19 protein-coding genes are annotated in these 21,016 nt (G+C 71.0%); 5 read left to right on the plus strand and 14 right to left on the minus strand.

Going from position 1 to position 21,016, the window contains the following annotated elements; genetic code table 11:
- Positions 1–4 precede the first annotated feature (4 nt).
- From htpX to glnA, 4 genes are all read right to left on the minus strand, one after another.
- A complete protein-coding gene (gene htpX / locus LUX31_RS37235; RefSeq protein ID WP_235479711.1) occupies positions 5–934 on the minus strand; it encodes a zinc metalloprotease HtpX in 930 nt (309 codons plus the stop codon).
- 134 nt (positions 935–1,068) lie between these two features.
- Positions 1,069–2,664, minus strand: coding sequence for a hypothetical protein (locus LUX31_RS37240; RefSeq protein ID WP_328285720.1), 1,596 nt, complete (start codon positions 2,662–2,664; stop codon positions 1,069–1,071).
- Between the two features lie 136 nt (positions 2,665–2,800).
- The gene (locus LUX31_RS37245; RefSeq protein ID WP_235479712.1) at positions 2,801–3,058 is read right to left on the minus strand and encodes an SCO2583/SCO2584 N-terminal domain-containing protein; all 258 of its coding nucleotides are present in this window, start codon (positions 3,056–3,058) and stop codon (positions 2,801–2,803) included.
- Positions 3,059–3,215: 157 nt separating this feature from the next.
- Complete coding sequence (gene glnA / locus LUX31_RS37250; RefSeq protein WP_235479713.1) at positions 3,216–4,625, minus strand: type I glutamate--ammonia ligase; 1,410 nt, start codon at positions 4,623–4,625, stop codon at positions 3,216–3,218.
- Positions 4,626–4,822: 197 nt separating this feature from the next.
- On the opposite strand from glnA, the gene LUX31_RS37255 reads away from it, so the two are divergent.
- Entirely contained in the window at positions 4,823–5,290 is a 468-nt protein-coding gene (locus tag LUX31_RS37255) for an RDD family protein (RefSeq protein ID WP_235479714.1), read from the plus strand.
- 81 nt (positions 5,291–5,371) lie between these two features.
- Here the strand turns inward: LUX31_RS37255 and LUX31_RS37260 are convergent, their stop codons facing one another.
- From LUX31_RS37260 to lipB, 4 genes are all read right to left on the minus strand, one after another.
- Complete coding sequence (locus LUX31_RS37260) at positions 5,372–6,070, minus strand: DUF4191 domain-containing protein (RefSeq protein ID WP_235479715.1); 699 nt, start codon at positions 6,068–6,070, stop codon at positions 5,372–5,374.
- 69 nt (positions 6,071–6,139) lie between these two features.
- Complete coding sequence (locus tag LUX31_RS37265) at positions 6,140–6,340, minus strand: SCO2195 family GlnR-regulated protein (protein ID WP_235479716.1); 201 nt, start codon at positions 6,338–6,340, stop codon at positions 6,140–6,142.
- Positions 6,341–6,622: 282 nt separating this feature from the next.
- The gene (gene lipA / locus LUX31_RS37270; RefSeq protein WP_235479717.1) at positions 6,623–7,588 is read right to left on the minus strand and encodes a lipoyl synthase; all 966 of its coding nucleotides are present in this window, start codon (positions 7,586–7,588) and stop codon (positions 6,623–6,625) included.
- Positions 7,589–7,900: 312 nt separating this feature from the next.
- Positions 7,901–8,740 carry a lipoyl(octanoyl) transferase LipB gene (gene lipB, locus LUX31_RS37280; protein ID WP_235479718.1) on the minus strand — a complete coding sequence of 280 codons (840 nt, stop codon included), beginning with the start codon at positions 8,738–8,740 and terminating at the stop codon, positions 7,901–7,903.
- 248 nt (positions 8,741–8,988) lie between these two features.
- On the opposite strand from lipB, the gene LUX31_RS37285 reads away from it, so the two are divergent.
- Positions 8,989–10,431: a regulator gene (locus tag LUX31_RS37285; protein WP_235479719.1), complete on the plus strand. Its 1,443-nt coding sequence runs from the start codon at positions 8,989–8,991 to the stop codon at positions 10,429–10,431.
- Positions 10,432–10,556: 125 nt separating this feature from the next.
- Here the strand turns inward: LUX31_RS37285 and LUX31_RS37290 are convergent, their stop codons facing one another.
- Together LUX31_RS37290 and LUX31_RS37295 are read right to left on the minus strand one after the other, a co-directional pair.
- Positions 10,557–11,960: an NAD(P)/FAD-dependent oxidoreductase gene (locus LUX31_RS37290; protein WP_235479720.1), complete on the minus strand. Its 1,404-nt coding sequence runs from the start codon at positions 11,958–11,960 to the stop codon at positions 10,557–10,559.
- A 228-nt stretch (positions 11,961–12,188) separates the two neighbouring features.
- On the minus strand, positions 12,189–13,088 hold the full coding sequence (locus tag LUX31_RS37295; protein ID WP_235479721.1) for a TIGR01777 family oxidoreductase: 900 nt from the start codon (positions 13,086–13,088) through the stop codon (positions 12,189–12,191).
- Between the two features lie 62 nt (positions 13,089–13,150).
- Between LUX31_RS37295 and LUX31_RS37300 the strand changes: the two genes are divergently transcribed.
- Positions 13,151–13,690, plus strand: a complete 540-nt coding sequence (locus LUX31_RS37300) for a GNAT family N-acetyltransferase (RefSeq protein WP_235479722.1) — start codon at positions 13,151–13,153, stop codon at positions 13,688–13,690.
- Between the two features lie 45 nt (positions 13,691–13,735).
- On the opposite strand, the gene LUX31_RS37305 is transcribed toward LUX31_RS37300, so the two are convergent.
- Positions 13,736–14,920, minus strand: coding sequence for a MarP family serine protease (locus LUX31_RS37305; RefSeq protein WP_235479723.1), 1,185 nt, complete (start codon positions 14,918–14,920; stop codon positions 13,736–13,738).
- 233 nt (positions 14,921–15,153) lie between these two features.
- Between LUX31_RS37305 and LUX31_RS37310 the strand changes: the two genes are divergently transcribed.
- Together LUX31_RS37310 and LUX31_RS37315 are read left to right on the plus strand one after the other, a co-directional pair.
- Positions 15,154–15,930, plus strand: a complete 777-nt coding sequence (locus LUX31_RS37310) for a peptidoglycan recognition protein family protein (protein ID WP_235480194.1) — start codon at positions 15,154–15,156, stop codon at positions 15,928–15,930.
- Positions 15,931–16,045: 115 nt separating this feature from the next.
- The gene (locus LUX31_RS37315) at positions 16,046–16,300 is read left to right on the plus strand and encodes a hypothetical protein (protein ID WP_235479724.1); all 255 of its coding nucleotides are present in this window, start codon (positions 16,046–16,048) and stop codon (positions 16,298–16,300) included.
- Between the two features lie 21 nt (positions 16,301–16,321).
- On the opposite strand, the gene LUX31_RS37320 is transcribed toward LUX31_RS37315, so the two are convergent.
- From LUX31_RS37320 to aceE, 3 genes are all read right to left on the minus strand, one after another.
- Positions 16,322–16,846 carry a DUF4240 domain-containing protein gene (locus LUX31_RS37320; RefSeq protein ID WP_235480195.1) on the minus strand — a complete coding sequence of 175 codons (525 nt, stop codon included), beginning with the start codon at positions 16,844–16,846 and terminating at the stop codon, positions 16,322–16,324.
- Positions 16,847–16,943: 97 nt separating this feature from the next.
- Complete coding sequence (locus LUX31_RS37325) at positions 16,944–17,933, minus strand: helix-turn-helix transcriptional regulator (protein ID WP_235479725.1); 990 nt, start codon at positions 17,931–17,933, stop codon at positions 16,944–16,946.
- Between the two features lie 213 nt (positions 17,934–18,146).
- A complete protein-coding gene (aceE, locus tag LUX31_RS37330; RefSeq protein WP_235479726.1) occupies positions 18,147–20,864 on the minus strand; it encodes a pyruvate dehydrogenase (acetyl-transferring), homodimeric type in 2,718 nt (905 codons plus the stop codon).
- Positions 20,865–21,016: the final 152 nt, after the last annotated feature.

The raw sequence follows: 21,016 nt of genomic DNA on the forward strand, positions 1-21,016 counted from the left end.
CTCCTCACACCTTCCCGGAGCCGCCGCCAGGAGCCGCCGCTTCCCCCAACTCGCCGGAGATCCGCCCCAGTTGGTCGAGCCGCTGCTCCAGACTGGGGTGGGTGGAGAAGTACCGTGCCAGGCCCGGCTCCTTGCCGAGGGCGGGCGTGAAGTAGAAGGCGTTGAAGGCCTGCGCGGTCCGCAGGTCCTTCGACGGGATCCTGGCGATGTCGCCGGAGACCTTGGTGAGCGCGGAGGCCAGCGCCGAGGGCCGCCCGGTGAGCAGCGCGGCGGAGCGGTCGGCGGCCAGTTCCCGGTACCGGGACAGGGTACGGATCAGCAGAAAACTGATCGAGTACACAGCGGCGGAGACACCCATCACGGCCATGAAGACGACAGCGGTGTTCTGGTCCCGCCGGCCCCCGCCGAACAGCTGTGAGTAGAAGGCGAACCGCACGATGAGCCCGGCGATGACGCCGAGGAAGGACGCGACGGTGATCACGGCGACGTCCTTGTGCGCGACATGGGACAGCTCGTGCGCGAGCACACCCTCGAGCTCCGCCGGTTCCAGCCGCCGCAGCAGCCCGGTGGTCACGCACACCACGGCGTGATCGGCGTTCCGCCCGGTCGCGAACGCGTTCGGCATGTCCATATCCGAAACGGCGACCACGGGCTTGGGCAGATCGGCCACGGCACACAGCCGGTCGATCACCCCGTGGAGCTGCGGATACTCCTCCCGCTCCACGACCCGCCCGCGCATCGCGAAGAGGGCGACCCGGTCGGAGAACCAGTACTGCGCACCGAGGAACGCCGCCGCGACCACCACGACCAGCACCCAGGACTTCAGCAACACGATCAACGCGGCGACAAAGGTCAGGTACAGCAGTCCGAGCAGAAACAGCGTGACCGTCATCCGCACGGTCAGCCCTCGATCGCTCCGCACTCGGTTCGACATCGGTACCACCCCGCAGTCAGGCACTCGCCCCACTGCCCAGTGTGCACCCGCCCCGTCCCATGAAGCGGTCGCGCCCACCCCTAGGCCCAGCAAAGGCTCGCCCCCGGCACCGACCCGGGACCGGTCGCGCCCGCTCACCACCCACTACCAGGGCAGCTGCCACCCCTGGGCAAGCAGCGCGACCACCTCCGAAGCCCATCAAAGGCTCGGCTCCGATGTCGACCTGGGACGGGTCGCGCCCGCTCAGCAGGCGCTCCCTGTCCGGCTGCCGCCCGGGCGCAAGCAGCGTGACCACCTCCGCGGACCAGTAAGGGCTCGGCTTCGATGCCGACCTGGGACCGGTCGCCCCCGCTCAGCAGGCGCTCCCTGTCCGGCTGCCGCCCGGGGGCAAGCAACTCGACCACCTCCGCCGACCCGCGCGGCACATCGGCAGTCGCCTGCCAGCCACGTACGGACGCTCCGGCCCATTCCCGCAGCCGGACGTCGGGATCGTCGAGCAACGAGGCCGCGGCCCGCAGCCGCACCAGCCCCCCGCACGCATCCAGCAGCCGGAACGCGGCCACCCGCGCATGCCGAGGCCACTCGTCACCGAGCCGTTCCGTCAGCTGCTCGGGGTCCAGCGACCGCGCGAAGGGCAGCAGTGCCAGCGTCGCCTCCCGGACCACTCCGGGCGCCGGGTCGTCGAGCAGTGCCCGCAGCCGTCGTACGTCCGTCACGTCCAGGGCCCGCAGCCCGGCCACCGCCCGCGCCCGGACCCTGGGGTCGGAATGCCGGAGCAACGGCCACAGCAACTCCGCGTCGGCCCGCTCCCCGCACTCCGCCAGCCCGGCGACGGCACCGGGGGACAGCGCCGGGTCGTCCGGCCGGGCACACTGGTCCCGGTACCAGGCAGCCGGGTCACCGCCCACCTGCCGTACGACATACCGAGCACAGGCCCGCACCACCCCCGCCCGGTCGGCGAGAAACCTCTCGGCCCGCTCCCCCTGCCCGGCCCGCCGCAGCGCGGTCACCCCGGCGGACCGCACCCGAGGCCCCCGCGCCCCGAGCAGAGCATCGAGCACGTCACCCTCCGCCCCTCCCTCCCGTATGGCGGCCAGGGCGGCCTCGGCGCACAGGTCCTGGACGACGGGGTCGGGGTCGCGGGCGGCGGCCCGGGCGAGTACGGCGGGGGAGAAGTCCCCCTCGTCGACGGCCAGCCGGTACGCGAACCGGCGTACGCCACGGTCGGTGGAAGTGAACATCGGCGCGAGACGCTCACGCGGCGCCCGGCGCAGCACCTCGTCGAGCAGGTCGACGGCGAAGACACCCCGGCCGCGTCGACCGCCCATCAGGATCAGCGGGGCCAGCCCGACGGCCGTGTCCACGTCGTCGAGGACTGCCCGCAGCACCTCCCGGGCCCGCTCCCGCACGGGCGCCACCCAGTCGGCGGTTCGGACGACGACCAGCGGCCACAGTCCGGGATACCCGGCCGCCGCCCCGAGAGCCGCCTCACGTATCCGCCCGTCGGGGTGGCACAGGGCGAGCGCGAGCCGGGACTCGGGGAGCGCGTCGGGGTGCCGGAGGGCGGCGACCTCGGTGGGCGGCAGCGGAAGCCAGTAGAACCAGGACCGAATGCCGGAGTCCAGCCCGAGCCAGGCCCGCGGGTCCTCGACGTCGACGACATCGGACAGCGCGGCCCCCACTGTCAGCCGCCGAGCCGCTGCTTCGCCACCCCTGATGTCATCGCGCATGTCCGCCCCCGGTGCCGTCCGCCGTATCGCGTGATCGTAGGCCGGGGGGGCACCCGCAGGTCGCGCGATATAAGGACGGCCAGGACTCACACCAGCACGGCCGACACCGCCAGCACGGCCGGCACAGCCGGTACGGCTAGTACGGAGCCCGGAACTGGACGTACCCCAGCACCAGAATGACCGCGGCGACACAGCCAAGCACCACGACCGTCGATATCCAGGACGATCTGCGCGGCCCCGCCCCCTCGGGCTCACCCCGGAACGGCACCGCTTCCGGAGGATTCTCCTTCCACCGAGCGGCCAGCATCCGCGCCCGAGCGGAGGGCTCCTTCAGCTCGGCGTTGTCCGCCCACTTGATGTCGAACTCCCGCTCGCTGTCGTCCTGTTCGGACATCCCCGTCATCCCCGTCGCCTCTCTCATCCCGCCCGGTTCGATTCCTGTGCGAGGTCTTTTCAGCATAGTCCGTACGTATGACAGCGCCCCCGCCACCGAAACCGGGGCGAGGGCGCTGACGTACACCGTTACCGGGCGCCTGGCGGCGCCGGCCGACTCACACGTCGAAGTAGAGCTCGAACTCGTGCGGGTGCGGACGCAGCTGCAGCGGCGCGATCTCGTTCGTGCGCTTGAAGTCGATCCACGTCTCGATCAGGTCCGGCGTGAACACGTCGCCCTGGAGGAGGAACTCGTGGTCGCGCTCCAGGGAGTCGAGGACGGCCGGGAGGGAGGTCGGGACCTGGGAGACGCCCGCGTGCTCCTCGGGAGCCAGCTCGTAGAGGTCCTTGTCGATCGGCTCGGCCGGCTCGATCTTGTTCTTGATGCCGTCCAGGCCCGCAAGGAGCAGCGCCGAGAAGGCGAGGTACGGGTTGCCGGAGGAGTCGGGCGCGCGGAACTCGACGCGCTTGGCCTTCGGGTTGGAGCCCGTGATCGGGATACGCATCGCGGCGGAGCGGTTGCGCTGCGAGTACACCAGGTTGACCGGGGCCTCGAAGCCGGGCACCAGGCGGTGGTACGAGTTCACCGTCGGGTTGGTGAACGCGAGCAGCGACGGGGCGTGCTTGAGGATGCCGCCGATGTAGTAGCGGGCGGTGTCCGACAGGCCCGCGTAGCCGGCCTCGTCGTAGAAGAGCGGCTGGCCGCCGGTCCACAGGGACTGGTGGACGTGCATACCCGAGCCGTTGTCGCCGAAGATCGGCTTCGGCATGAAGGTCGCGGTCTTGCCGTTGCGCCACGCCACGTTCTTCACGATGTACTTGAAGAGCTGGAGGTCGTCGGCCGCGGCGAGCAGCGTGTTGAACTTGTAGTTGATCTCGGCCTGGCCGGCGGTGCCCACCTCGTGGTGCTGGCGCTCGACCTGGAGGCCGGAGTTGGCCAGCTCCAGGGAGATCTCCGCACGCAGGTCGGCGAAGTGGTCGACCGGCGGGGTCGGGAAGTAACCGCCCTTGTAGCGGACCTTGTAGCCGCGGTTGTCCTCCAGCGCACCGGTGTTCCAGGCGCCCGCCTCGGAGTCGATGTGGTAGAAGGACTCGTTCTCGCGGGTCGCGAAGCGGACGGAGTCGAAGACGTAGAACTCCGCCTCAGGGCCGAAGTACGCAGTGTCGGCGATGCCTGTCGACGCCAGGTACGCCTCCGCCTTCTTCGCCACGTTCCGCGGGTCACGGGAGTACTGCTCACCCGTGATCGGGTCGTGGATGAAGAAGTTGATGTTGACCGTCTTGTCCTTGCGGAACGGGTCGACACGTGCGGTGGACAGGTCGGCGCGGAGCGCCATGTCGGACTCGTGGATGGCCTGGAAGCCGCGGATCGAGGAGCCGTCGAAGGCAAGTTCCTCGTCCGGGTCGAAGGCCGTCGCCGGCAGCGTGAAGTGCTGCATCACACCCGGCAGATCGCAGAATCGGACGTCGACGAACTTGACGTCCTCGTCCGCGATGAACTTCTTGGCCTCGTCGGCGTTCTGGAACATCCAGCTCCTCCTACTCCCGGCCGTCCGTGCCGGGGTGGTAGTTCGTTCGTGCGGCCAGTGCGGTGGCACACGTTGGATCCGACCTTAGGGACAGGTGATTTCTCAGGCATGACCCATTTGTTTCGACCAAGTTAACCGGACTCCGGCCGGGCGACCCACCTGTAGGTATCGAAAATCGGGCGCAGTACGGTGGTCGGGTGGACAACAGGGACGCAATCGGCTCGTGGCTCTCCGGACCGCGCGCAGCCGCGGAGGAAGCCGGTGTCGACTTCGGATACCGGGGCGAACAGCTCGGTCTGCCCGAGGAGGGCCCCGGCTCGATCGCCCGCCCGGGCCGCCGCCTCGGCGCCCTGGCCGTCGACTGGGGCCTGTGCCTCTTGATCGCATACGGCCTGGTCACGGACAGCTATAACGAGGCCGCGCAGGTCTGGGCGCCACTCATCCTCCTCGCCCTGCTCCTGCTCACCCTGGGCACACTCGGCTTCACCCCGGGCAAGCGGCTCTTCGGCCTGCGGGTCGTCGCCCTGGACACCGGCCGCGTCAGCCCGCTGCGCGCCGCACTCCGGACGATCCTGTTCTTCCTCGCCCTCCCGCCCCTGATCTGGGACCGCGACGGCCGAGGACTGCACGACCGCCTGGCGCGCACGGTGGAAGTACGGATCTAGCGCTTCCGTGCGGTACGACGATGGGGCGCCCGGAGCAGATTGCTCCGGGCGCCCCATCGTCGTACAACGGGAATGTCGGCGTCAGCGCATCTTGCCGCCGCGCGGCATGCGCATCCCCTTGGGCATCGGGCCCTTGGGCAGTGGCATGTTGCTCATCAGGTCGCCCATCGCCCGCAGCCGGTCGTTGGTGGCGGTCACCTGGGGGCCGGCGAGAACGCGCGGCAGCTTGAGCATCGTCGTACGGAGCTTCTTCAGCTCGATCTGGCCCTCGCCCGTGCCGACCAGCAGGTCGTGCACCGGCACGTCCGCGACGATGCGGGCCATCTTCTTCTTCTCGGCGGCCAGCAGGCCCTTCACCCGGTTCGGGTTGCCCTCGGCGACCAGCACGATGCCGGCCTTGCCGACCGCGCGGTGCACCACGTCCTGGCTGCGGTTCATCGCCACCGCCGGAGTTGTCGTCCAGCCCCGGCCGATGTTGTCCAGCACGGCTGCCGCGGCACCCGGCTGACCCTCCATCTGTCCGAACGCGGCCCGCTCGGCCCGGCGCCCGAACACGATCGCCGTCGCGAGGAAGGCGAGCAGGAGCCCGAGAATTCCGAGATAGATCGGGTGACCGATCAGGAAGCCGATCGCGAGGAAGACACCGAAGGTGAAGATTCCGACAGCCGCGAGTACAAGACCGATCTTCTTGTCGGCCTTGCGGGTCATCTTGTACGTCAGAGCGATCTGCTTGAGTCGCCCGGGGTTCGCGGCGTCCGCCGCAGTTTCCTTCCTCGCCATGCCGTGAAGTCTACGTGGCCTTGGAAGCGCCGACGACGGCGGTGCCGTCGGGAGGCGGGGGAGCGGTGCTCAGTGACGGGTGGCCAGGGCCTGTTCGAGGACGCGCTGCGCCTCGACCCGGTCCTTGGCGCGACGGCGGTCCTCCAGGACGGAGGTCCAGGCGTTCTGCCGGGCGGTGCGCTGGCCGCTGCTCATCAGCAGCGACTCGACGGCACGCAGTGCGTCGGTGAACGACGGAATGGGTGTGGCGCGGACGGGCGCGGCCTGCATGGTGGTGGTCCCCCCTCGGAACGGCTCTGGGTAAGGGTGCACATCGTGTAAAGACAGGGTCACTGATTGGTGTTACCAGGGCGTGACCTGCCGGTCAAACACCGATGAAGCCTTGATACGGAAGGCGAAAACGCCGATGCGGCCCTGACGTATGCCCTCAACTGGGAGGACGGTCAGGACCGCATGGAATCGGCCGTTACTGGCGGGTAGTTACTTGTGCGCGAATTCACACGTCTGCTGCGCCCTTGCTGGGCAAGGTGGGTGACGGTGTGTCAGGCCGGGTCAGACCGCTTGGGAGGCGACGTAGGCCCCCCGCTTCTCGATCGCCATCTGGTAGAGGCGGCCGGCGCGGTACGAGGAACGCACCAGCGGGCCGGACATGACCCCGGAGAAGCCGATCTGCTCGGCCTCCTCCTTCAGCTCGACGAACTCGTGCGGCTTCACCCAGCGTTCGACGGGGTGGTGCCGGACGGTCGGACGCAGGTACTGCGTGATGGTGATCAGCTCGCACCCGGCCTCGTGCAACTGCCGGAGCGACTCGCTGACCTCCTCGCGGGTCTCGCCCATGCCGAGGATGAGGTTGGACTTCGTGACCAGACCGTAGTCGCGGGCGTCGGTGATGACCTTGAGCGAACGGTCGTAGCGGAAGCCGGGGCGGATGCGCTTGAAGATGCGGGGGACCGTCTCGACGTTGTGCGCGAAGACCTCGGGGCGGGAGGAGAAGACCTCGGCCAGCAGCTCCGGTACGGCGTTGAAGTCGGGCGCGAGCAGCTCGACCTTGGTCCGGCCGGCCTCGCGGGCCGCCGTCTGCTCGTGGATCTGGCGGACGGTCTCGGCGTACAGCCATGCCCCGCCGTCTTCGAGGTCGTCGCGGGCGACGCCGGTGATGGTGGCGTAGTTCAGATCCATCGTCACCACGGACTCCCCGACGCGGCGGGGTTCGTCGCGGTCGAGGGCCTCGGGCTTGCCGGTGTCGATCTGGCAGAAGTCGCAGCGGCGGGTGCACTGGTCGCCGCCGATGAGGAAGGTCGCCTCGCGGTCCTCCCAGCACTCGTAGATGTTGGGGCAGCCGGCTTCCTGGCAGACGGTGTGCAGGCCCTCGCTCTTCACGAGGTTCTGCATCTTCGTGTACTCGGGACCCATTTTCGCCCGGGTCTTGATCCACTCGGGCTTGCGCTCGATGGGGGTCTGGGCGTTCCGGACCTCCAGGCGCAGCATCTTGCGTCCGTCGGGTGCGACTGCGGACACGATGGCTCCCTGTAGCTTCGATTCTTCGGCGTACACCAGGGTACGCCCGTGCGCTTCCCGCCCTACGAGACGGGCAACCTTCGGGACGGGGGGTGCATTCCCGGGGGCGGTTTTTCTCGCCCCCGCCGCCCCTACCCGTCCCATCCCTGGGGGCTGCGCCCCCAGACCCCCGCTGTCGGCCTGAACGGCCTCGTCCTCAAACGCCGGACGGGCTGGTTTGTCAGCCCGTCCGGCGTTTGAGGACAAGGGGGTTCGGGGGCGGAGCCCCCGAGGGATGGGACGGGTAGGGGCGGCGGGGGCGAAGAAAAGCCCTTACGCCGACGCGCCCTCCACAACCCGCGCCCGCAACTCCGCCCCCTCCAAAACCTCCCGCAACCGCCGCTCCACCACCGGCAGCACCTCCCCCACCGTCACATCCCGCCCCAACTCGTTCGCGAGCGACGTAACCCCCGCATCGCGAATCCCGCACGGGATGATCCGGTCGAACCACACGTTGTCCGGGTTCACGTTCAACGAGAAGCCGTGCATCGTGACCCCCTTCGCCACCCGGATCCCGATCGCCGCCAGCTTCCGGTCCTCGCGGCGCTGCCCGGCGTTGGACGGCGCGTACTCGGGCCCGTTCAGCCGAGGGTCGAACTCGTCGTCCGTCAGACGCGGGTCCAGGTCCAGGGAGAGGCCGCCGAGCGTTGCCGCGGGGCGGGACTCCACCGGGTCGCCCAGCACCCACACCCCACTCCGTCCCTCCACCCGAGACGTCTCGACCCCGAACTCCGCGCACGTCCGGATCAGCGCCTCCTCCAGCCGCCGCACATGCGCCACGACGTCCACCGGACGCGGCAGCTTCTGGATGGGGTAGCCCACCAGCTGGCCGGGCCCGTGCCAGGTGATCTTGCCGCCGCGGTCCACGTCGATGACCGGCGTGCCGTCGAGGGGGCGCTCGCTCGGGTCGGTACGCCGTCCGGCCGTGTAGACCGGGGGGTGCACGAGAAGCAGGCACGTGTCGGGGATCTCGTCCGCGAAGCGGGCCGCGTGCACCCGGCGCTGCTCGTCCCAGGCCTCCTGGTAGTCGACGTACTCGACGCCGGCGGCGGCATCGGTGCCATCGACGCCCTCCGCACCGAACCCCATACGGACGAACCGCAACTCACTCACGGCAAGCGCCTCCCCGGCTACCTGGCTCCCTGGTTCCGTCAGGCACATAACGCGCCCAAGCCACTGTACGTCCGGCCGCTGCCCGTCAGTCCGGCGCCCAATCCTCACACGATCGGATGAATGTACGGCGAAATGTGCGATCGGCTGCTTACGCTCCGCTACATTCGCGCCGTTCGCCAGGCCATAAGGGCTGCTCACCAGCAAACCGGGCACATCAGAGGGCCCGAAGGCAGGAGACCGCACCGCAGATGACGGAACGACCCGCGCAGCGCACTCCCAATCGACAGCTCGCCGCGCTCATCGCAGAAGCGGGATTCTCCAACGCGGGTCTGGCCCGTCGGGTCGACCAGCTCGGCCTTGAACACGGACTCGATCTCAGATACGACAAGACATCGGTGACCCGATGGCTGCGCGGACAGCAGCCGCGCGGCACCACCCCCGCCCTCATCGCCGAGGTGTTCACCCGGCGCCTGGGGCGACGCCTCACCGCCCAGGACCTCGGGCTCGACGCCTGCGCCCCTGTCTACGCGGGGCTGGAGTTCGCGGCCACCCCCGAGGAGGCCGTCGACATCGTCAGCGGGCTGTGGCGCAAGGACTCCGGCAGCCATGCCGAGCTGCGCAAGATCGCCTTCACCCCGGCGGGGCTCGTCGTGCCCAGCCGGGACTGGTTGATCGGACGGCCCGACGACCGGGTGGGGCGTGGTGAGCAGTCGGCCGCCGTCCGGGTGCCCGTGCAGGGGCGGCCCGGCGTGCCCCGGCAGCGCGGGCAGGCCGAGCGCGGGCCCGGGCAGAAGGTCACCGGAGGCGACATCGCCGCCCTCCGTTCGGTCGGCGAGCTGTTCCGCACCCTCGACGACGCCTATGGCGGCGGCCACGCCAGACAGGCGCTCGTCCGCTACCTCGAACACGAGACCGAGCCCATGCTGCGCGGCACGTACGGCGAGCAGACGGGCCGCCGCCTGTTCGCGGCGGCCTCCGATCTCACCCGGCTCGCGGGCTGGACGTCGTACGACATCGCCGCGCACGGACTCGCCCAGCGCTACTTCGTGCAGGCGCTGCGGCTCGCGCAGGCGGCGGGGGACCGGGCGTACGGCTCGTACGTGCTGGCCACCATGAGCCGGCAGGCCGTCTACCTCGGGCACGGGCGGGAGGCCGTGCAGCTCGCGCGGGTGGCCCAGCAGGGTGTCGGTACGACCGCGCCGCCCGTCGTGCAGTCGCTGCTGCACGCGTGCGAGGCGCGCGCCCACGGGGTGCTCGGTGAGGTTCGGGCCTGTACAGCCTCGCTCGTACGGGCCGAACGCGCGCTCGAAGCGGCGCGGCCCGGTGACGAGGTGCCGCACTGGGCGCGGTTCTTCGACGAGGCGCAGCTTGCCGACGAGTTCGGGCACTGTCATCGCGATCTGCAGCAGTTCCGGGCCGCTGCCCAGCATGCGGAGCGTTCGCTGCAGTTGCGCGCGCCTGCGTTCGCGCGCAGTCGGCTCTTCTGCCGGGTTGTGCTTGCCTCGGCCCGGCTGGGACTGGGCGAGTTGGACCAGGCCTGTCAGTTGGGGGCCGAGGCGGCGGGGGCGGCGGCGGAGATGCGGTCTGTGCGGGCGACGGAGTATGTGCGGGACTTTGAACGGCGGTTGGAGCCGTATCGGGATGCGGCGCCTGTCAGGGGGTACCGGGACAAGGTTGCTGCGCTCGGGTAGGCGGGGGTGCCGCTTGGTGTCGTCGGTTCGGTGCTGCGCCGTTGTGGCTGGTCGCGCAGTTCCCCGCGCCCCTGAAGGGGCGCGGTCGAACCGTCGCTATCACGCTCACGCCCGTCTGGGCCCCGCTACGCCGCCTCCGCCGTTGCCGGCGTGCACGTCGGCAACGGCTCAGGTGCGTGTACTGGCTCCGCGCCCAGGTCCGTCAGGATGGCGGACGCGGCTCGGTGGCCCGAGTGCAGGGCGCCCTGGACTGTGCTGGTGTCGCGGTGGTCGCCGCATACGTACAGGCCTGCCAGGAGGCGTACCGGGCGGCGTAGGTCGTGGGGTGGGCGCATTGCCGGTACCGCCTCGGTGGTGTGGTGGACGGCGAGGGTCTCCCAGTGGGTGGTCGACATGCCGTAGAGGCGGGACAGGTGGGCTCGTGCCGCCTTGTCCACGTCCTGTGGAGGAGTGCCCAGCACCGTTGACGAGATCAGCGGGCGGCCTGCGGGGGAGCGGGACGGGTCCACGCGGCTGATCACCGACGTGTGTGCGACCGGGCCCCGGCGGTCCGCGTCCAGGAGCAGGAACGCGCCGGTCTCCGGGGGCTCGTCGGTCGTGTGGTGGACGACGGTCACCGGGTGGAAGTCGGGTACGCGCAGGCCGGGCAGCAGGTCGGCGGCGGCGCGGGCGTCGGTCGCCACCAGGAGGGCACGGCAGCGCAGTTCGCCGTGGTCGGCGGTGGTCACGAGGTTCGTGGCGATGGACGTGACCCGCACCCCGGTGTGCACCGTGCCTGGCGGCAGTGTCCGCGCCAGCAGCTCCGGCAGGGTCTCCGCGCCGCCCTCCGGCACGCACAGCCGGCCGCTCGCGAACGCCCGCAGCGCGAGATCCGCGCACCGGCTCGACGTGGTCAGCTCGGGGTCGCAGAGCAGCGCGGCGAGCAGCGGGCGCAGGAAGCCCTCGATCGTCCGTGCGGGCAGGCCGCGGTTGGCCAGGGCGCGGGCGGCCGGCAGCTCGGGGCGGGCCAGCAGGCGCTGTACGGGGACGGCGGCGAGCCGGCCCAGTGCGGCGCCCAGCCGGGCCTGGTCGACCGCGCCGCCGACCGCACCGGCGAGCGGTGCGCCGGTGCGCGCCCCCACCGATGCCACCGGCCGGGGGGACCTGGCCGCCCGCGCCGGCCTGGGGGCGCCTGCCAGGGCGCGTACCGCACCGAGTGCGCCCCGTGCGCCCCCGCCGCTCAGCGGAGCGCCCGCGCGGTGCCTGCGTCCGTCGCTGTGCACCAGGACACCGGGTGCGAAGGGACGCAGGACGAGCGCGTCGAGGCCCGGGGTCAGCCGCAGTTCGGGATACGACGTGGACAGCAGCTGCCCGATCCGGTCGAGCCGGAAACCGTCGACCTTCTCGGTCGCCATCCGGCCCCCGACGTAAGGGGCGGCCTCCAGGACAGCGGTCGTTACTCCTGCGCTGGTCAGCCGATGGGCGGCCGCGAGTCCGGCGACCCCGGCCCCCACGATGACGACGTCCGCCTGGTACGTGGGCTCAAGCACGTGCCCTCCCTCGATCGCGGTGTGACGCGGCCGGCCGGGGCTCCGCTGCCCCAACAGGCTTACGGGATAAGCGAGTTCGGTCGTTCGGACCGTTCGGACCGAGAGTAGGGCGGCTCGCGGCAGGCGGAAGTCGCGCATGAACAGGGCACGGTCGCACAGCGGTCGCATGCGGTCGCACACGGTCAACCGGGTGTGGTCCCGGGGCGCGGAGGGGGGATCAGGCAGGGATCAGGCCAGTGCCGCCCGGATCGCGTCGTCGATCTCCGGGAACGCGAACGTGAACCCGGACTCAAGGAGCCGCTTCGGCAGCACGCGCGCGCTGCCGAGCACATCCCCGGACATCTCGCCCAGCACCAGCCGCAGCACGGGCGACGGCACCGTGAAGAGCGTCGGCCGGTGCAGCACACGCCCCATCGCCGCCGTGATCTCGCGATTGGTGAGCGGCTGGGGTGCCGTCAGGTTGAACGGTCCGGACAGCCCGTCGGTGTCGATGAGATGCCGGATCGCGGCCACCTCGTCGTGCAGCGAGACGAACGACCAGTACTGTCGTCCGTCGCCCATCCGCCCGCCGAGGCCCGCCTTGAACAGGGGGAACAGCTTTCCCCAGGCCCCGCCCCCGCGCGCCACCACCAGCCCGGTCCGCGCGAAGGCCGTCCGGACGCCCGCCTCCTGGGCCGGGCCCGTGGCCGCCTCCCACTCCACGCACAGCGACGGCAGGAAACCGTCCCCCGCGGGGGCGTCCTCGTCCACGGACCGCTCGCCGGTCTCCCCGTAGTAGCCCATCGCGCTGCCGTTCACGAAGACCCGCGGCGGCTCGTCCAGCGAGGCGACCGCCTCGGCGAGCGTCGCCGTCCCCAGGAGGCGGCTCTCCCGGATCGTCCGCTTGTACGAGTCCGTCCAGCGCCGGTCCCCGACCCCCGCCCCGGCCAGGTTCACCACGGCGTCGCAGCCCACGAGCCCGGCCGGGTCGACCGTCCGTCCTGCGGGGTCCCAGCGGACCTCGTCCTTCGTCCGGGGCGCACGCCGTACCAGCCGGCGCACCTCGTGCCCGTCGGCGGTCAGGGACCGCACCAGCGCCGTACCGATGAGACCGGACGCACCGGCCACCACGATTCGCGAGCGTTCCATGGTCCTATCCTGCGCCACCGGCCCCTGACCCGTTGTCGTACCCCCGCTCTACAGTGATCTCCATGCCGCCCGACTCACAGCGATCACACCAGCGGAACGACGCGTACGAGAGCGGCGAGCCGTTCGTGCGCCTCGCCCTGCCCGACGACGAGGACGTCCTCGGCCGGCTCGACCGCGCCACCTGGTCCACCCTGCACTCCGTCACACCCCGGGCCAGACCGCCGTACACGCCCTTCTTCCAGGAGAACTCCGACCCGCGCGACCATCTGGTCGCCGTGACCGGGGACGGCCGGACAGTGGGCTATGTGCGGCTCGCCCGGCCCACCCCGCTCGCGTCGAACGCGCATGTCCGGCAGATCCAGGGGCTCGCCGTCGCCGACGAGGCACGCGGCATGGGCGTGGGGCGGCTGCTGATCCGGGCCGCCGTGGCCGAGGCCCGCAGCCGGGGCGCCCTGCGCCTCTCGCTGCGCGTCCTCGGACACAACACCCCGGCCCGCAGGCTGTACGAGTCGGAGGGCTTCGTCGTCGAGGGCATACAGCCCCGGGAGTTCCTGCTGGACGGGGAGTTCGTGGACGACGTACTCATGGGCCGGGAGCTGTAGTCACCAAGGAGGCGCCAAGGAGGCACCAAGGAGCCGCCAGGACGCTTACGACGTGACCAGGTCGCCCGTGTCCACCGGTGTCGTCGAGGCCGCCGCGCGTTCGGCGTCGCCGGAGACCTCGTCCACCGTCAGGACGTAGCCCGTCTCGTCGTCGGACGTGGAGCGGGCGAAGACCACGCCGTACACCTTGCCGTCCGTGGTGAGGAGCGGGCCGCCGGAGTTGCCGGGGCGGACGGTCGAGCGGATCGAGTAGATCTCGCGGGTCACCGTCTCGTCGTTGTAGATGTTCTGGCCCCGCGCCCGCACCTTGTCGGCGACCGTCGCCGCCTGCAGATTCAGGTCGCCGTCCTGCGGATAGCCCGCGACCACCGCCGAGTCGCCCCGCTTCGCGCTGTCGTCGAAGCGCAGGACAGGGGCGCGCAGATCCGGGACGTACAGCACCGCCACGTCCTTGTCGGGGTCGAAGAGCACCACCCGCGCCTCGTACGCCGTCCCGACGCCGCCCACCCGGACGGTCGGCTCGTCGATGCCCGCCACCACATGGGCGTTGGTCATCACATGGCGGGCGGAGTAGACGAAGCCGCTGCCCTCGCGGCCCTGGTTGCCCGCGACGCCCTCGACCTTGACCGTGCTCATCTTGGCCGCGTTCGTCGCGCTCGCCGTGACGCTGTCCCCGGTGGGCTTGGCGACACTCGTCGCCGGTTCGTTCTCGAAGGGGTTGAAGACCTGCGGGAAGCCCGCCTGGGTGAGCGCGGACGTGGCCCGGGAGAACCAGGTCGGGGTGGTCTCCGGCATCGCGTTCTGCACCGCGCCCAGCAGCGCCGAGTCCCGGATCGCCGTCGTGACCAGCGGCGAGGAGGAGGCGCCCAGGACGCTCGCGGCCACCCAGGCCACCAGCAGCACGGCGACCGCGTTGGCCGCGGCCCCGCCGACCCCGTCGGCGACCCGCAGCGGCCCCTGGTCCAGCTCGCGGCGCAGCTTCAGCGCGAGTCTGCCCATCAGCTCATGACCCACCACGGCCGGCACCAGCACCGTGAGCACGGCCGTCACCGTGGCGCCGGGCGTCCCGGCCTCGACCAGCTCCATGATCCACGGCAGCACCCACACCCCGATGACGGCGCCGCCCACGAACCCGGCCAGTGAGACACAGCCCGCCACCAGACCACGCCGGTAACCGGACGCGGCATAGCCGAGGATCACCAGCAACAGCAGGATGTCGAGCAGGTCCACTCCGGCCGCCTTTCTCCTGGACCCCTTGGTCCCCCTGTACATGCGGTTTGCATGCGGTAGTACGCGCGGGACGGGTCCGGTGATCAGCCGCCGCTCACTCCCACAGGCGCTTCAGATCCCCGGACCTCTAAAAACGTCCCGGACCGGGACGTTGGTTCCACCAAGTGGCACACCACACATCGCGGGCGGAACGGAACCGACCCACAGTTGGGCCCATGGGTTCCAAGGGGTCCATGGGTGACTCGCGTGTCCGCCGCGTGCCGGGCGCCGCCCGCGCGGTGCTCGCCTGCCTGCCCGGAATCGCCGCCGCCGTCGGCCTGGTCCTCTGCGCGGCGGGCATCGACCGGACGACCGCGCGCCCCGCCCACCCCGTCGCGGCCCGCCCGGCCGTCGCCCACCCCGCCGCCAAGCCGCGCATCGTGCCCCGTACCGCCTGGATCGCGGACGCCGAACGCAGCCAGCCGCCGCCGCGCTACGACGACCGGGTCGTCGCCGTGTTCATCCACCACACCGACTCGCCCAACGGCTACGACTGCGCCGACGCGCCCCGCATCATCCGCTACCTGTACGCGGGCCAGACCGGCAGCCGGGACTGGGACGACATCGGCTACAACTTCGTCGTCGACCGCTGCGGCACGATCTACGAGGGCCGCGCGGGAGGCGTAGACCGCCCCGTCACCGGCGCCCACACCCAGGGCTTCAACCACCGAACCACCGGCATCGCCGCCCTCGGCACCTTCACGGCGGGCGTGCCGGTACCGCAGGCCATGACCGACGCGATCGCCGCCCTCGCCGCCTGGAAACTCGGCCTCTCGGGCACCGACCCGCGCACCCGCGTACCTCTGGTCTCCAGCAACAGCCTGAGCCGGTACCGCTCTGGCACCAAGGTCTCCCTGCCCGCCCTGGCGGGCCACACGGAGGGCTACATGACGAGCTGCCCCGGCGCCGCCCTCACGGCCCGCCTCCCGGCGATCAGACAGACGGCGGCGCGACTGCAGGGCAGGCGTTGAGGCGGAAGCCGGAAGTGGGCCGGCTCGGGCTCACAGGTACGTCACAGCGCACTCAACGGGGCGCCCCAACTCCCGGTCCTACCTTCGTCGTACGCACTGACTGGAGGTGGGGATCATGAGCAGCAGCAGTCGTACGAACCCGCTGGAGCGGGCCGACGGCAAGAGGTCTTCCGGCGGCTGGACCGGGGGAGCGCGGGGTCCGTGGACCGTGCTCTGCGCGGTGGCGACGGTCGTCCTGGGCCCGGCGGCGGTCACGGCCTCCGCCCTCGACCAGGCCAACGCGGCCCCCATGCACCACGCGGTACGGGCCGACCAGACGCAGCAGGCGTACATCCCGTCGGACCTGACCCGTAGGCGCACGGCCGTATGACGAACGGGGCCCGTGGGCGGGTCAGCCGCCCTTGAAGCGCTGCCACAGCTTGGGGAACCGGTCGGCGAGCGCCCCTTCGTCCGCCAGGTCGATCGGCGTGCCCTCGGGCTCCGCGGGCGCGGGCGGAATACCCAGGTCCGGGGTGACGGTGCCGGTGAGCTGCTCGTACGCCTCGTCGGCCGCGTAGCCCAGCTCCTCGCCGTCCCCGTCGATCTCGTCGTCGAAGTCGTCGAGCAGATCGGCGAGCGAGTCGGGATCGCCGTGCAGAGCGCCCTCGAAAACCTCCCGACCCTGCCCGATCAGCCAGCACCGGAAGAAGTCGAAGCCGTCCTCGCCGGCCCCGTCGAGCAGCACCCGGGCGGCGCCCCACAGATCCCAGCGGTAGGCGCGGTTGTAGCGCGACTCGAAGTGCCGGGCGAAGTCGAGGACCGAGTCCGGATCGAGCTGGAGCAACCGCTCGACCAGCAGATCGGCCTGATCCTCGGGGTCACCCTCGGCGGCCTCACGGGTCGCGTCCACCAGCTCCCAGAACTCCGTCTCGTCCATCACGGGTCCAGCATCGGCCCTGGGGGAGAGGCGCGCACGTGGAGCTGCACGGATTGTGATGGGGTGTACAGGGTCGATGGGGGTGCGGTGCGCGTGCTCATGGCGTGTACAGGGCGGTGAGCCGTCGCGCGTCCCGTGCGAACCGCGCCCGCAGTTCCGGCGGCGCCAGCACCTCCGCCTCCGCTCCGAGCGCCGCCAGCTGCGTATGGGCGACCTCCGCCGACTCGACCGCGAGCGTCACGGTGACCAGGCCCTGGTCGTCGGGTTCGCCTCCGGCCGCGAGCGCGTCCCTGGCAGCAACAGGATCGACGGCGTACGGAAGTCTGCGCGCCCCTTCCGCCGAGAGCCGTACGACGATCTCCGCGCGCAGGATCGACCGCGCGAACTGCACCGCGCGCTCCGCCCAGAACGCGGGGAGGTCGAAGGTGTCGTCGCGGGTGAAGCGGCCCTCGGAGACCTGGACGGAGGCGAACCGGTCCACGCGGTACACCCGGAAGGGCCCAGGACCGGTGTGCTCCGGCACCCGGGCGCACAGGTACCAGACGCCCGCCTTGAGGACGAGCCCGTACGGCTCCAGGGTGCGCTCCACGTCGGCGTCGGCGGGGCCGCGACGGTAGCGGGCCAGGACCGTACGGTCGTCCCACACGGCCTCCGCGACGGTGGGCAGCGACTCGGGGGTGGGGGGTTCGCTGAACCAGGCGGGGGCGTCCAGGTGGAAGCGCTGGGCCGCTGTGCGGGGGGTGTCGTGGAGGGCGGGCTGGAGCGCGGCGGCCACCTTGAGGCGGGCTGCCGAGGCGGCGTCCTCCAGGCCCATCTCGCGCAGGGCGCCTGGCACTCCGCTCAGGAACAGGGCCTCGGCCTCGCTGCGGGCCAGTCCGGTGAGCCGGGTCCGGTACCCGCCGACCAGCCGGTATCCGCCGACCCGCCCCCGGTCTGCGTACACGGGCACGCCCGCCTCGGACAGCGCCTGTGCGTCCCGGGCGACGGTCCGCTCGGAGACCTCCAGCTCCCGGGCCAGCTCGGCGCCGGTCATGGCTGGCCGGGCCTGAAGAAGCAGCACCATTTTGATGAGACGGGCAGCGCGCATAGGGACATTGTTTCGCCCCCGCCGCCCCTACCCGTCCCATCCTTCTGGGGGCTGCCGCCCCCAGACCCCCGCTTCGGCCTGAACGGCCTCGTCCTCAAACGCCGGACGGGCTGGGTATTCAGCCCCTCCGGCGTTTGAGGAGCGGGGGTTCGGGGGCGGAGCCCCCGAGGATGGGACGGGTAGGGGCGGCGGGGGCGAAGAAACTGCGGGTACCTACAACCCGTACCGCTCCCGCGCCTCCTTCACCGACGCCCCCTTCACTTCACCCCGCCGCGCCAACTGGGCCAAGGCCGCGACGACGATCGACTCCGCGTCCACCCCGAAGTACCGCCGCGCAGCATCCCTCGTGTCCGACAGCCCGAACCCGTCCGCGCCCAGCGACGAGTAGTCCTGCTCGACCCACTGCGCGATCTGGTCGGGCACCTGGCGCATGTAGTCGGAGACCGCGAGCACCGGGCCCTCGGCCCCCTGGAGCACCTGCCTCACGTACGGCACCCGCTCCTCACCCCGCAGCAACGCCGCATCCGCCTCCAACGCATCCCGCCGCAGCTCCGTCCAGGACGTCGCCGACCACACGTCCGCCGCCACACCCCACTCCTCGGCGAGCAGCCGCTGCGCCTCCAGGGCCCAGTGGATCGCCGTACCGGAGCCGAGCAACTGGATGCGCGGCGCGTTGGCCGCCGGCGAAAGCCCCGCCGACTCCGCCGTGTTGAAGCGGTACAGCCCCTTGACGATGCCCTCGTCGATATCGGCACCCGACCCCGCCGGCTTCGCGGGCTGCGGGATCGGCTCGTTGTACACCGTCAGGTAGTAGAAGACGTTCGGGTCCTCGCCCGGCGCCGCCTCGCCGTACATCCGGCGGAGGCCGTCCTTCACGATCATCGCGACCTCGTACGCGAACGCCGGGTCGTACGACAGCGCCGCCGGGTTCGTCGCCGCGATGACGGGGGAGTGGCCGTCCGCATGCTGCAGGCCCTCGCCCGTCAGGGTCGTGCGGCCGGCCGTCGCGCCCACCAGGAAGCCGCGGCCGAGCTGGTCGCCGAGCTGCCACATCTGGTCGGCCGTGCGCTGCCAGCCGAACATCGAGTAGAAGATGTAGAAGGGGATCATCGCTTCGCCGTGCGTCGAGTACGACGTCGACGCGGCGATGAAGTCCGCCATGGAACCGGCCTCGGTGATCCCCTCGTTGAGGATCTGACCGTCCTTGGCCTCCTTGTAGTACATCAGCTGGTCGCGGTCGACCGGCTCGTACGTCTGGCCCTTGGGGGAGTAGATCCCGAGGGAGGGGAAGAGGCTCTCCATGCCGAAGGTGCGTGCCTCGTCCGGCACGATCGGTACCCAGCGCCGGCCCGTCTCCTTGTCGCGGACCAGGTCCTTGACCAGGCGTACGAAGGCCATCGTCGTCGCCACGTTCTGCGAGCCGGAGCCCTTGTCGAACGACGTGAACGCCTTTTCGGAGGGGGCGGGGAGGGGAGCCAGCGCGTGCGTACGGCGGGCCGGAGCCGGGCCGCCCAGCGCCGCGCGGCGCTCCTGGAGGTAGCGGACCTCGGGGGAGTCGGCGCCCGGGTGGCCGTAGGGGACCACACCGTCGACGAAGTCACTGTCCTTGATGGGGAGTTCGAGCAGATCACGCATCTGCTCGAACTCGTCCACCGTCAGCTTCTTCATCTGGTGGTTGGCGTTCTTCGACGCGAAGCCCTCGCCCAGGGTGAAGCCCTTGACCGTCTGGGCCAGGATCACCGTCGGCGCGCCCTTGTGCGCGAGCGCCGCCTTGTAGGCCGCGTACACCTTGCGCGACTCGTGCCCACCGCGCGAGAGGTGGAAGCACTCCAGGATCCTGTCGTCGCTCAGCAGCTTCGCCATCTCGGCGAGCGCCGGGTCCTTGCCGAAGAAGTCGGCGCGGATGTAGGCGGCGTCACGGGTCTGGTACGTCTGCACCTGGGCGTCCGGCACCTCACGGAGCCTGCGCACCAGCGCGCCCGTCGTGTCGAGCTGGAACAGCTCGTCCCACGCCGTACCCCACAGGGTCTTGATGACGTTCCAGCCGGCGCCACGGAACTGGGCCTCCAGCTCCTGCACGATCTTGAAGTTCGCGCGGACCGGGCCGTCGAGGCGCTGGAGGTTGCAGTTGATGACGAAGGTCAGGTTGTCCAGGCCCTCGCGGGAGGCCAGCGCCAGTGCCGCCGTCGACTCCGGCTCGTCCATCTCGCCGTCACCGAGGAACGCCCACACGTGGGACGCCGAGACGTCCTTGATGCTGCGGTTGGTGAGGTAGCGGTTGAAGCGTGCCTGGTAGATCGCCGAGAGCGGGCCCAGGCCCATCGACACCGTCGGGAACTCCCACAGCCAGGGCAGCCGGCGCGGGTGCGGGTACGACGGGAGGCCGTTGCCGCCCGACTCACGGCGGAAGTTGTCGAGGTGGCCCTCGTTCAGCCGGCCGTCGAGGAAGGCGCGGGCGTAGATGCCGGGGGAGGCGTGGCCCTGGATGTACAGCTGGTCACCGGAACCGGGCGACTCCTGGGATTCCTTGCCCTTGAAGAAGTGGTTGAAGCCCGTCTCGTACAGCCAGGCGGCCGAGGCGAAGGTGGCGATGTGGCCGCCGACGCCGTGTTTGCTGCCCCGGGTCACCATGGCCGCCGCGTTCCAGCGGTTCCAGGCGGCGATCCGGTGCTCCATCGCCTCGTCGCCGTCCACTACGGGCTCGGCGGCGGTCGGGATGGTGTTGACGTAGTCCGTCTCCAGGAGCTTGGGCAGCGCGATGCCGTTGCCCTCGGCGCGCTCCAGTGTGCGGCGCATCAGATACGCGGCCCGGTGCGGCCCGGCCGCCTTGGTGACCGCGTCCAGCGAGGCCTGCCATTCGGCGGTCTCTTCGGGGTCGCGGTCAGGGAGCTGGTCGAGCTCGCTCGGCTGGATGGCCTTGGGGTCGGTCATGTCGCCGCCTTCCTCAGTCGAAGGGGGGGTGCCCTTGGTCTTTGGCAGGACAGGGCTGTGGGTCCTTGTGGGGACCCGTCGGTGACAATAACTCTCTGATCGATGATCGATCAAAGGGTTGAAGGGCAAAACCTCTTGATCACGAGAAAGTA

The sequence above is a fragment of the Streptomyces sp. GQFP genome (assembly GCF_021545335.1).
GTDB lineage: Bacteria > Actinomycetota > Actinomycetes > Streptomycetales > Streptomycetaceae > Streptomyces.

Excerpts from the sequence above, each read along its gene's own strand:
- LUX31_RS37320 (WP_235480195.1), bottom strand. The coding sequence starts at position 16,846 with ATGGACGAGACGGAGTTCTGGGAGCTGGTGGACGCGACCCGTGAGGCC.
- htpX (WP_235479711.1), bottom strand. The coding sequence starts at position 934 with ATGTCGAACCGAGTGCGGAGCGATCGAGGGCTGACCGTGCGGATGACG.
- LUX31_RS37300 (WP_235479722.1), top strand. The coding sequence starts at position 13,151 with ATGCCGCCCGACTCACAGCGATCACACCAGCGGAACGACGCGTACGAG.
- LUX31_RS37265 (WP_235479716.1), bottom strand. The coding sequence starts at position 6,340 with ATGCAGGCCGCGCCCGTCCGCGCCACACCCATTCCGTCGTTCACCGAC.
- LUX31_RS37245 (WP_235479712.1), bottom strand. The coding sequence starts at position 3,058 with ATGTCCGAACAGGACGACAGCGAGCGGGAGTTCGACATCAAGTGGGCG.
- LUX31_RS37325 (WP_235479725.1), bottom strand. The coding sequence starts at position 17,933 with ATGCGCGCTGCCCGTCTCATCAAAATGGTGCTGCTTCTTCAGGCCCGG.
- glnA (WP_235479713.1), bottom strand. The coding sequence starts at position 4,625 with ATGTTCCAGAACGCCGACGAGGCCAAGAAGTTCATCGCGGACGAGGAC.
- LUX31_RS37240 (WP_328285720.1), bottom strand. The coding sequence starts at position 2,664 with ATGCGCGATGACATCAGGGGTGGCGAAGCAGCGGCTCGGCGGCTGACA.
- aceE (WP_235479726.1), bottom strand. The coding sequence starts at position 20,864 with ATGACCGACCCCAAGGCCATCCAGCCGAGCGAGCTCGACCAGCTCCCT.
- LUX31_RS37315 (WP_235479724.1), top strand. The coding sequence starts at position 16,046 with ATGAGCAGCAGCAGTCGTACGAACCCGCTGGAGCGGGCCGACGGCAAG.
- LUX31_RS37285 (WP_235479719.1), top strand. The coding sequence starts at position 8,989 with ATGACGGAACGACCCGCGCAGCGCACTCCCAATCGACAGCTCGCCGCG.
- LUX31_RS37260 (WP_235479715.1), bottom strand. The coding sequence starts at position 6,070 with ATGGCGAGGAAGGAAACTGCGGCGGACGCCGCGAACCCCGGGCGACTC.
- LUX31_RS37310 (WP_235480194.1), top strand. The coding sequence starts at position 15,154 with ATGGGTGACTCGCGTGTCCGCCGCGTGCCGGGCGCCGCCCGCGCGGTG.
- LUX31_RS37295 (WP_235479721.1), bottom strand. The coding sequence starts at position 13,088 with ATGGAACGCTCGCGAATCGTGGTGGCCGGTGCGTCCGGTCTCATCGGT.